At 38.8% G+C, this 11049-nt stretch carries 12 protein-coding genes; 6 read left to right on the forward strand and 6 right to left on the reverse strand.

Annotation, left to right across the window (positions count from 1 at the left end):
• Together DOT_RS27285 and DOT_RS27290 are read right to left on the reverse strand one after the other, a co-directional pair.
• Positions 1–644 (reverse strand): class I fructose-bisphosphate aldolase (locus DOT_RS27285; protein WP_242833929.1); only part of this gene is annotated, 644 nt, incomplete at its 3' end.
• A 189-nt stretch (positions 645–833) separates the two neighbouring features.
• Positions 834–1769: a LysR family transcriptional regulator gene (locus DOT_RS27290; RefSeq protein WP_009624891.1), complete on the reverse strand. Its 936-nt coding sequence runs from the start codon at positions 1767–1769 to the stop codon at positions 834–836.
• A 134-nt stretch (positions 1770–1903) separates the two neighbouring features.
• Between DOT_RS27290 and DOT_RS27295 the strand changes: the two genes are divergently transcribed.
• Both DOT_RS27295 and DOT_RS27300 read left to right on the forward strand, forming a co-directional pair.
• A complete protein-coding gene (locus tag DOT_RS27295) occupies positions 1904–2278 on the forward strand; it encodes a CidA/LrgA family protein (protein ID WP_009624892.1) in 375 nt (124 codons plus the stop codon).
• Complete coding sequence (locus DOT_RS27300; protein ID WP_009624893.1) at positions 2279–2968, forward strand: LrgB family protein; 690 nt, start codon at positions 2279–2281, stop codon at positions 2966–2968.
• Positions 2969–3144: 176 nt separating this feature from the next.
• Here the strand turns inward: DOT_RS27300 and DOT_RS27305 are convergent, their stop codons facing one another.
• On the reverse strand, positions 3145–4512 hold the full coding sequence (locus DOT_RS27305; protein ID WP_009624894.1) for a PD40 domain-containing protein: 1368 nt from the start codon (positions 4510–4512) through the stop codon (positions 3145–3147).
• Between the two features lie 282 nt (positions 4513–4794).
• Between DOT_RS27305 and DOT_RS27310 the strand changes: the two genes are divergently transcribed.
• A complete protein-coding gene (locus DOT_RS27310; RefSeq protein ID WP_009624895.1) occupies positions 4795–5754 on the forward strand; it encodes a CorA family divalent cation transporter in 960 nt (319 codons plus the stop codon).
• Between the two features lie 126 nt (positions 5755–5880).
• Here DOT_RS27310 and DOT_RS27315 read toward each other — a convergent pair whose 3' ends face one another.
• Both DOT_RS27315 and DOT_RS27320 read right to left on the reverse strand, forming a co-directional pair.
• Positions 5881–6198, reverse strand: a complete 318-nt coding sequence (locus tag DOT_RS27315; protein ID WP_009624896.1) for a hypothetical protein — start codon at positions 6196–6198, stop codon at positions 5881–5883.
• Between the two features lie 197 nt (positions 6199–6395).
• A complete protein-coding gene (locus DOT_RS27320) occupies positions 6396–6962 on the reverse strand; it encodes a class I SAM-dependent methyltransferase (RefSeq protein WP_009624897.1) in 567 nt (188 codons plus the stop codon).
• Between the two features lie 144 nt (positions 6963–7106).
• On the opposite strand from DOT_RS27320, the gene DOT_RS27325 reads away from it, so the two are divergent.
• The 3 genes from DOT_RS27325 (at position 7107) to DOT_RS27335 (ending at position 10410) form a co-directional block, all read left to right on the forward strand.
• On the forward strand, positions 7107–7451 hold the full coding sequence (locus DOT_RS27325) for a GlpM family protein (protein WP_009624898.1): 345 nt from the start codon (positions 7107–7109) through the stop codon (positions 7449–7451).
• 364 nt (positions 7452–7815) lie between these two features.
• Entirely contained in the window at positions 7816–9408 is a 1593-nt protein-coding gene (locus DOT_RS27330; RefSeq protein ID WP_009624899.1) for a methyl-accepting chemotaxis protein, read from the forward strand.
• Positions 9409–9891: 483 nt separating this feature from the next.
• A complete protein-coding gene (locus DOT_RS27335) occupies positions 9892–10410 on the forward strand; it encodes a CBS domain-containing protein (RefSeq protein WP_192807844.1) in 519 nt (172 codons plus the stop codon).
• 194 nt (positions 10411–10604) lie between these two features.
• Here the strand turns inward: DOT_RS27335 and DOT_RS27340 are convergent.
• The coding region (locus DOT_RS27340) for a CGGC domain-containing protein (RefSeq protein WP_348982174.1) at positions 10605–11049 on the reverse strand (445 nt) is incomplete at its 5' end.

Raw genomic sequence — 11049 nt, forward strand, 5'->3', positions numbered from 1 at the left:
TAGTTAACTTTATCTTTCTTAAAACCATCGTTGCGCAAATAACACCAAAGCACTGTAAACATGCCTAATTCGTGAGCACGTTTAAAAGCAGCGCTTATTTCTTCAATTTGGCGGCGTGACTCCTGAGAACCGTAATATATAGTGGCGCCAATCCCCACAGCTCCCATTTGAAAGCCCTGTTCGACTGAGGCGAAAAGTCTTTGATCAAAAGAATTTGGATAAGTCAGTAGTTCATTGTGATTAATTTTTAAGATAAAGGGAATTTTATGAGCATATTTGCGAGAGACTGCTCCTAAAACACCTAACGTTGACGTGACTGCATTGCATCCGCCTTCAATTGCTAGTTTAACAATATTCTCTGGATCAAAATAAATAGGATTTGGTGCGAAAGAAGCAGCCGCAGAATGTTCGACGCCTTGATCTACGGGTAATAAGGATAGATAACCGCTACCGGCTAAACGGCCATGGTTAAAAAGCGTCGCTAAATTTCTTAACACACTATTGGACCGATCTGACATTTCTATGACCCGGTCAATAAAATCCGAACCTGGTAGATGAATAAGTTCCTTAGGAATCGTGGTACATTTGTGTTCTAACAAATCTTTTGCTTCATCCCCTAAAATAGTGATCGTATCATTCTTCAAAACCTTCATCCTTTCACTTGTCATTTTCAGCTCATAATTTTCGTTTTCCTGACAGCATCTTTACGTTGAATTATACAAACTAGATTCTACGTGTTTCCTAATTATTCCTCCTAAAATTTCTGAAAAAACAAAAAACCAGGGTTGAATCTGGTAGTCAAAACAATAGCCCCTCTTTCAGGGTTATGCAAATTAATAGTCTATCTTAAATCCAATCGGTTGAATTGCATTGACATTATGTATTTTCTCCAGCAAAGACTCCTGAATAAACTTTACCAATAAGTGGGTAGCATAAGATAGATAACGTCGTTTGTGCCAGATTAATGACAGTTCAAGAAATATATGTGGATCACTTAAAGGCATAAATGCCATTGTTTTCGGATCAAGTTCAGTGCATAGTTTGCTTGGCAATAGAGCAATCCCCAGTTTAGCCGCAACAATTTGAGTCATCAATTCAAGTTGCGAAGTTTCAAAAGCTACTTTAGGCTGAAAACCAGCCATTTTACACCGCTTAACAATTTCATCGTATAGGCTGAAATCGCGTCGATATAAAACAAAACTCTCCTCAACCAGTAATTCAAATTCTATTTTAGGATATTCTCTCAGCGGGTGTTCGGAGTGACCAACCACCCATAAAGGGTCTTTGCTAAAGTGCATTACATTATATTGGTCACTATTAGTGGGACAACAGATAAGACCCACATCTAACGAGCCATCCTGAATTCCTAACTCAACACTTTTGGACCCATACTCAAATAAGTTTATCTCGATATTGGGATAAGCTTTTATAAACTCACCCAATAATTGGGCAAATGCGGTGGCTGCGGTAATGGGAGGCAAACCAATACTAAGCTTACCCTTTTCAGTTTTTGCCATAATATCTAGCTCGGTAGGGATGCTTAGGAACATCTCTACTATTTGTTTAGCTTTAGGAAATAGCATCTCGCCGGTATCAGTCAGCTGAACATATTTAGAACTCCGGTTAAATAGCGATCTTCCTAATTCTGTTTCCATGTCTTTAATCATCTTGCTAATAGTCGACTGAGTAACATGTGTAGCTTTAGCAGCACTACTAAAACTCTTTTGACGAGCAACTTCAACAAAATACTCTAGATGACGTATATCCACATTCTCCACCTCGCTTAGTAGGATTATATTATCTATTATATCCATAATCAATATTCCAACTATCTATTTTACAAATAGTTGCCATTAGAAGTACAATGGAATCAAGCTTCCATGACTTGAAAGAGGGTGAATTTATGAATTACTGGGTGCGTGTGAGTCTCCAAATTACTTTTCTTTGGATAATCTACGAATTAGGAAACCTTTTCATAGGTCTAACAAATATACCTATTCCTGGTAACGTTTTAGGAATGGTTCTCTTATTTGTTTTACTGTTTACCGGAATTATTCCCATAGCCTGGGTGGAAGAAGCTGCAGATTTACTACTAAAACATCTTGCTTTTTTCTTTATTCCTATAGCTGTAGGGTTAATGGAATGGGTAGGTTTGTTCCGAACCAGCGGAGTACAGCTTCTGGTGGTCATTGTACTTGGCGCCGCCGTTTGCATTTTGGTTACGGGTTTGGTAGCTCAGATTCTTGCTAGTAAACGTTCTGCCAAAGGGGGAATTTAAATGAATCTACTGATAGTACTCTTTACCATAGCTATCACTATAGCAGCCTATGCCTTCAGCCGTTTTCTGAGTAAGCGTTTTCCCCACCCACTTGTAAATGTGGTATTCCTCAGTACCGCATTAATTATTATAGTTTTGCTAATTAGTGGAATTAGCTTTGAACAGTACCAGCCTGGTTTAAATCTTATGACTTTCCTTTTAGGGCCAGCAACAGCTGCCCTGGCAATACCTCTTTATCGCAACCGAGAAGTATTAATAAAAAATTTTATCCCCATAGTAGCAGGGATTGTGGTTGGAGCATCGGCCAATATGATAACTACTGTACTCACAGCTAAACTGTTAGGATTGAGTAAGGTCACTGTCGTCTCGTTGGCACCAAAGTCAGTAACAGTGCCTATTGCGGTTAGCATCTCAAAAATTTTAAATGGCGACCCGTCCCTCACTTCTGTTTTTGTAATTGCTACTGGTATTTTAGGTACCGTTTTAACTCCTGTTCTGCTCAACCTATTCAAAGTTACTAATCCTTTAGCCCGAGGAATAGCATATGGAACTACTGCGCATGGTCAAGGTACTGCAACAGCTCTGTTAGAAGGACCTATCCAAGGTTCAATGTCCGGGGTAGCCATGGGGCTTGCAGCCATCTATACTTCATTTGTTGCTCCGTTATTGGTTCGGATATTAATAGGTTAAAGCAACCCGATAATACTTTTGTACAGACGGTAGCATTGTGACAGCTTGTATTCCACATCTTTGTTTCTGTTCCTGCCATATTAAGAAAATGCTCCCCATTAAAGTAAACAGATTTATTATATTTAATCTGCCTTCTTAAGGGGAGCCTATCCAAATCTTAGCGTTTGTAATTGGTCTTAAGATTTAAACCAAGCAAAATCATCCTGTCGAATATAACCATAATAACCAAACTGGTCTTTTTTCCAATCCGAGAATGGTCCTAAAATCTTTTCTGGATTCTCGCCCTTAGCCCCAATTATCCATAAGGAATTGTTTTGAACATATACAATATGGGTTCCATCTTTAGACCATACCGGTTGGTACACTCCAGTGCCAGCCGATTGCAATGGGTGTGCAGCAGATCCATCAGCGTTTTCAATCCATAAAACTCGTGTAGCTACCCAGTTCGCTAGGTCGTCGGATTTACTAAAACCCCAAACTTCATTCCCTAAGCTTTTCGCGGCTACGAAGGCAATAAGGCTCCCATTGGGAGAGAAAGATGGGTCGGTGGCAATGCTGTCAGCTGGATTCGGCAGCTCCAGAGTACTCCCTGATTCAGGACTACTAATTATCAAACTTTTCTGTGCCCAGATGATTCGACCTCCACCGGATACCATAAGTAACTGTCCATTCGGAGAAAAGGAAAGCCAATCCCGATATGCCAGTCCTGTAGACACGAGTTTGGGCTTGACATCATTAAACTTGAGACTCCACAGTTCTAGCCCATCAGCTGCCAGTGAAGCACTATGTAGCGGATCTAACCAGTACAGCAACCCACTGCCATCCGGCAACCATGTAGCAATTTTAATTCCTGCGTTTTCAGCCGTAATATATTTGACCGTTTCACCACTATTAACATTCAAAGTATAAAGATCGTCATCACGGTTCCCTTGGTTATTTGGGGGATTCATAACATTGTAGGCAATAGATTTTCCGTCTGGTGACCATGGACAATAAGCGTAAGAAAGCAAACCTTTAAACTTAAGAGTCGGTTCACCTTGCGAGGGAACCAACCATAGACCTTCTTTCCCACTGACTGCCAGAATATTTGTTGTAGGTGACCACGAAAGGTTTTGATCATTTGCTTGCTCAAGGTTGATCCCTTGGACTTGGTGCGCTTGTTGCCCGTCCTTACGAACAAGCCAAAGTTGTCCACTATTCGAACTAGGACCATCAGCAGAGATAAACGCTAACCATTCACCATCATTGGACCAAATTGGGTGCAAGGCGTGTCGAGAGTATGTGAGCTGCTTGACTTCACCTGTTTTACCGTCAAGAGTAAATAGTAAACCTTCCCAAATGAAAGCCAAATCACCCATATTCTTAAATGCAGCAGCATTTAGATTCTTTGGGCTCAGTATTGCAGAGTTATCTTGTCCTTGATTGACATCAATCACAGAGCTCTCACTGGGTTGGTCCATCGGTGTTTGAACTCTCTGAATTGATCCACAGCCAGTTATAACCAGAACTAGTAATGACATAACTAAACGAACGGGGAACTTCATCTGTTTGTCCACTCCTTGCTTTGAATTCCATAATTTTTATCGATTTGATAATACTTTTACAATATACTCTTTTACTGGACACACATTTACAAAATAGTAAAGAGATAGTTACAAAATGGTTAATTTGCTGGTTAAGCTATCCCCGCTACTTATCGAAGCCAAATACCATTTTAAATCAAAACAAATATTGCTCCCTCAAAGTATGGAATAAGTTCATACTTGTCACAATACTGAAAGAAGAATAAGAAAAGTGCTTACAAGTATTGAAGGGAGCCTAAACATGTGAAAAGGTATTTCATCCAACTCTATCACATCACGGAACAAACAAGGGAACTCTCGGCGATAGAATCCGGTTTCTCTCTTATAATGCTCGCCATTGACGAATGGAACCAGTTACCGGGTCTTCTCGCATCTGAATCCGGAATTAACGATAAATTTAAGGTATGGGATGAAGATTACAGATTTGCTACAGACAAAGACGAAAGGATCATTCCTCATCTAGCCCATCTGGCGCCTAAAGTACATACTATAACTTTGTGTGACATTGATGTGCAAGGTAAGGAGAATGGAATTAGTTTCTTCATCTTACCAAAAAGTGTTATTCTAATTGATAATAATAAAATGCTTATACCTTTGATCGAACGTTGGGCTAAACGAGGTATCTTAGATAATCCGATAGATATGGCCTTTCTTTTGGGATTGTACATTCTAGATAATTATCAGCAACGACTGGAGAGATTCGAAAATGATTTATTTCAGCTGGAAAAAGATATCCTGAAAAGCCCAGAAGTAAATCATCAAAATAATATCTTAAGCTACCACCAGTTAATAATGAGCATAAGGAAATCCATAAATATGCATCAGTCGGTCTTCGAGCACATGTCCGACTTGAGCAATTCGGAAAATAAACTGGAACAGGATCTCCGCTCTACGACAACACGAATCATTGGCAATATCCAGAACTATCACGATCAAGTGGAAAACCTTCGCGATGCTTACCAAACGGCAGTTCAGAATAACACCAATGATATTATGAAACTACTTACGATTATTGCTACGACGTTATTGCCCATTAACTTGATGACTAGTTTCTTTGGGATGAACTTCATGAACTTACCCCTAGTTGATAATCCTTATGGGATTATTGTTTTTTATATTGTGTCAATTCTTCTTGTTATCCTGATCTTGAGTTATTTTGGAAAGCAAAAGTGGCTGCGATTTTGGCACAAAGTTAAGGAGTAAAGTCTCCATCGCTATTCTCATAACCCCATTCAATTTTCATGAAATATTATCAAAAAAACACCGAAATCAGACTGCTGATTTCGGTGTTTTAAAGTCTAGGATTTTACGTGTCTCACGAGTACTTTCTCATAAAACGTAATCCTTAATCATTTTCGTTACGCATTCTTCACAATTTAGTATCTCTAATGAGTTTGGTAATTTACTTCTTACGTTGCAATCTTTGTTATACTTTTCGCAGGCAGCTCCAAATACTTTACCCTTTGCGGAGTGTAGCAAAGTGATTCCTCTGTAGAGTACTTCGCAACTTGTTATACTATCCGTATCAAGTGTCCAATCATCAAAATCGGACAGTGCTTCCCCTACTGAATTATATTGACTATACTCGGGATTTCGTGCACGTTTTGGACTCGCAACGACCCATATTTTATTAGGATTGTCTTTCACTTGGCTGGCCTCCTATGATTTGACTCGTATCTACTAAATAAGACACACTGCATATTCTACATCAAATTTTTCACACAGTCCACGTATTTTGAAACCCTTATTTCTCAACGTGACGCTTGCTTAATTTAGAATTAACAAACGCCTTTCACTAACGTTAGGGAAAGACGTTTTGTTTGTATCGATTAGTCAATTAAAGATTATTTTTTATATTCAATTCCAATAAAATTCTCCGTCCACCTCCAAGTTTTCACTTTTATAAGCCCTACAGTAAGTGCCCAATCGTCTAACTGTTGAACAGATAACCTGTGTTCAACAGGTGGTCCCATTTCCGTAGAAGCTTTGGCCCACTCGATTACCACTAATCGGCCACCCGTTTGAAGGATCCTGTGCAATTCACGAAAAAAATCATTGGGTTGATCAACTTCGTGTAAAACAAGCGAAGTCAAAATTCCATCTACCAATAGGTCTGGTAAGGGAAAACAACTTTCTCCGGATTGAAGTACCTCTACATTGGGAATTTGTAATTTAGTGAGACTGTCACTGAGATCACTAAGCATTTCAGTACGTATATCGAGAGCGTACACTTGCTTCACCTCATTAGCAAGAGGTATTGTAAAATAACCTGTTCCACAACCGATATCAGCCCAGACAGTGTGAGATTCAATCCCAATGTCCATTAAGACCTGAGCCGGGGGCAAAATTGCTTTACGTTGTTCGCTATTAAGTTTTTTGCGATTTTCAGGATCAAATTTATGTACGGACACAGCAACCACCTCCATTACACTATTTGGGGACCCGCCTTCATTTTAGAGCACCTGTCTTTGTCATGCAAGTCCTCTAGCTTTTAATTCCAGTTGATATCCTGCTATAATATACTTTGCGAAATTAATCAGTTGGAGGCATCTTTTATGACGTTTGTAGAATTATTAACGCGTTTCATAGTTGGTGGGACCTTGGTCGTAATAATTAATCTAATTGGCAAATCACAAAATAGCTTTGTTGCTGGTCTGGCTATGCTTTTTCCAGCTATTACTCTCCTGGGTTATTATTTTCTTTCCATCTCGCAACATGGCTCGTTAAGTAAGACCGTGATGTTTAGTATATGGTCATTACCGACTTCGTTAGCTTTTCTCTTAACTCTTTACTTTACTATAGACAAAATACCTATCATTCAATCTTTGGCATTAGGAATAGCATCATGGTTTATTACTGCTATTGTTGTCATAGGAGTCTACTCGATAGTCTTGAGATAAGTTATGCAGGGTCCATGTATAAGCTCTTTTCTTTGTCTACGTTTACCAGTAAATCTTGCATATTATTTTGTGCATTCCATCAGAGCGATTTCGAAAGATCCAACCCAATTGCTGTTAAGTAATTGCGGTTTAAGCACACGAAGCAGGTCATGTAAGACCTGCCTCAACTGTTATTGGTAGGTAATTCCTGCTTATCTTCGTGCTGCACTTAAAGCATAACGCAACTTCCATCCGGGATTATGCATATTTCATGATTGTTTAAAAAATGGTAGCAAATGGACTAATTGTATACATACATAGAGTAGGATTTTGGTAAATTACGTCGAATTATATGACCTAACATAAAATTTAAATGGGGTGTAAAATGGAAAAAATAACACTGAAACTTTACGGATTTATAGCCTTATGTATCTTTATCTGCGAACTGGTTCTGCAACTCCTATTGACTAAAGTTTTGGCCTACCCAGTTTTAGTCTTGCTTCAAGCTCTAGTGGCCTCCTTAGTCATTGCCTATGTTACCCATAAATTCATCTTTAAACCTTTAAGTTCAATTGTCAAAATACTTAAGGAAAACGAAGCCGGTGATTTCTTTGTTAAACCAACGACGGAAAAAGGATTATTAAAGAATATTTTTTTTACTATTGAAGGCACTCAGAGTGGAACATTATCCTTTTTGAGTAAAATGACAGAAATTGCAGTTCAAATCAATATTAATTCGGATGACCTTAAGAAAAATATCAAAGAAGTATTCACTGGTTCGTCTGAGATTACGGCAGCTTTTTCCGATATTGCTAACAACAATCAAAAGCAAGCAAACCAAGCGGAAAATATTGTTTTATTGCTCCAATCACTTGCTCATCATGTTCGTAACATTGACTCATCCGCCCAGGATCTATTACAAATAGCTTCAGCCAATAGCGAATCGGCCAATAACGGGTTAAGCTTCACAATTAAACTCGAAGAGCAGATGAGAAAAATCAGTCAGAATACAGTAGAGACCTATGATGCAATTAACAAACTGATCGAAGAGTCCAAGGGTATCGAAGATATGCTGCAACTGATCGCGGAAATTGCGGAAAAAACTAATTTACTGGCTTTGAATGCAGCTATCGAGTCAGCTCGCGCGGGTGAGGCTGGTCGTGGTTTTTCAGTTGTAGCCGAAGAAATTAAAAAACTGGCGGATCAATCTTCACATCATGTACTTGATATTAATAATAACCTGCAAAGGATCGTGCATTGTATCAACATCGTGAAACAAACTGACGAGCTTTCACGGACGGAAATTGAACATAGCGCTCAATTAGTTGAGTCTACAACGGGTGCCTTTAGTAAAGTTGCTGCAACTACAGACACAATGTATAATCATTTTAGCGGCATTTCGCTTGCTATCCATGAGATGGGAACAGAAACAAGGGATTTAGTCGGTAACTTCGACCGAGTAGCCGAGGCCACCCAGTCTAATGCTTCTAATACCCAAGAGATTTTAGCTAGTTTAGAGACCCAGCAAGATGGTTTGAATAATTTAAAAAATACCAGTGGCAGCCTGACTGACCTCACAGATCAAATGCAGCAGAAAATCGCTGCTAAAGTAATGGATCAATGGCTGTATAATATTAGTGAACAAGTACTGGCCTTGGAAAAACACGAAGAATTAACGAATGAGAAACTAAAAGAGATAACGCAACAGCTTAATATAGATGAAATTTATTTAATTAATGAACATGGAAACTTTACCCATAGCACAATTCCCACAATTATCGGCAAAAACTGGTTTGCTCTCAATCCAATTTATTGCAAGGTTGGTACGAGTGAACTACCGTATTTCATTACGCCAATCAAGGCACGTATGCAGGATAATCAGTTGATGAAGTTTTGTGATCGGAAAAGAGAGGGTAACAAAGGTTTTCTAAGTATCGCTGTCTCCGCGAACCGCCTCTTAAATTTCTCACTTGGTTAAGAGTCGTGCTAACTTGGCCATAAAATTTTTGTCAGCTTAAACGCATTCAACCTATTGAGGAGTTCATAATTTTTTTCGAAATTATGAACTCCTCATTTTAATTTATTAAATATTGGTTCGTCTGAAACATTAGTCATTCGGATGATATTGTCCTTCTATAATAACCAAGTTAATTTGATGATCATCCTTATATTATATTCTTTTATTCGTTATATTCCCTAAAGATACCGCATGAGTTTCTGCGTAATAACATAGTTTATTCGTTCAATCTAGAGATATTATAACAGTTATGTTAATGATAAATTTATCATAGTTAAATCGGATTATGATGATATAAGTATACTATGGACTTTCAACGGTAAACATGATATCATATCTTTGTGAATATTCTTACAAATATATTTTTTTACTATAATTAAAGATAATCCCAAAATGACGAGACAAAGGCTAAAAGATAAATACTCTGCATTGGAGGTTGGACAATTGAACATCGCTTTTTTCCTATCACTCAAAAAAGATATCATATTTTTAAAATTCAACTCAACTATGCGCCAAGCATTGGAACGGATGGAATACCATCGCTATGCCTCAGTCCCTATCATCGATGATGATGGCAAATATGTGGGAGTTTTAACCGAGGGTGATCTCCTCTGGAAAATGAAAAACACACCAAGTTTAACATTTACGAATACCGAAAAAATCCATCTTGATGAAATAGAGCGACATACCCACTATAACCCTGTTTCTGTCAACGCCCAAATGGAAAACCTGATCGCCAGTGCTGCCGAACAAAACTTCGTTCCTGTTGTGGACGATAATGAGATTTTCATCGGCATTGTCCGGCGCAGCGAACTGATCAGGTATTGTGTGGACTGCTTAAATCCCTCCTATTTCACTTCAACGAAAATCGATGATCAAATTTCCGGAAACCCTACCATGATATCTACTGTTTGGCCAAGGTTACAAAATAAGAGGCACCTCTTGGCTTTCCCTGCCTACTAGGTTTTGATTCCCTACATTCTATAAATTATACTGGCCGCTCTGTGTTATGAAAAAATAACCAAGTAAGGCACGCACTGATTAATTGATCAGTGCGTGCCTTCACGTCCGGAGGAAGTAGCGGAACTCTAGATAGGTTCAATTCAATGGGTACGAGGGGTAGAAGGCCTATACGTTTCTAACTGTGTTACAATCATTTATTTTCCTTTAATCAGGTCCACCATCGTTCGTTTTGATTGACAAAACAGTCCTTTGACTCCCTCTCTAAATTGTTCGTGCGTAATGTGAGCCTCGTGAGTTCCTATCACAATTTCGATGCCGGGGAACTGTTCCTGTAACATTTTCTTATACTTTTCCTTGTAAGGACACAGAGCATCCATACAATATGAGAAGTGGATGACATCAATTCTAAATTCTGCTAACGCTCGTATTCGACTTAGCAACTTTTCCGGCCCCGCTAATGTCGGACAGCCAGAACAGTTGATAATACCAATAAGTTCCAATTTATCATCAACTGGGTATCGACTGAATGCACCTTTTCTTTTCCTTAAATCGTTTAGACAGCTTACTGAAGAACAACCTAAGTCCTGTGTTGCACTAGAACATGTCAGAATTCCAATTCTCATCCTACTTCTCTCCTTT

It is taken from the genome of Desulfosporosinus sp. OT (genome assembly GCF_000224515.1).
Taxonomy (GTDB): Bacteria; Bacillota; Desulfitobacteriia; order Desulfitobacteriales; family Desulfitobacteriaceae; genus Desulfosporosinus.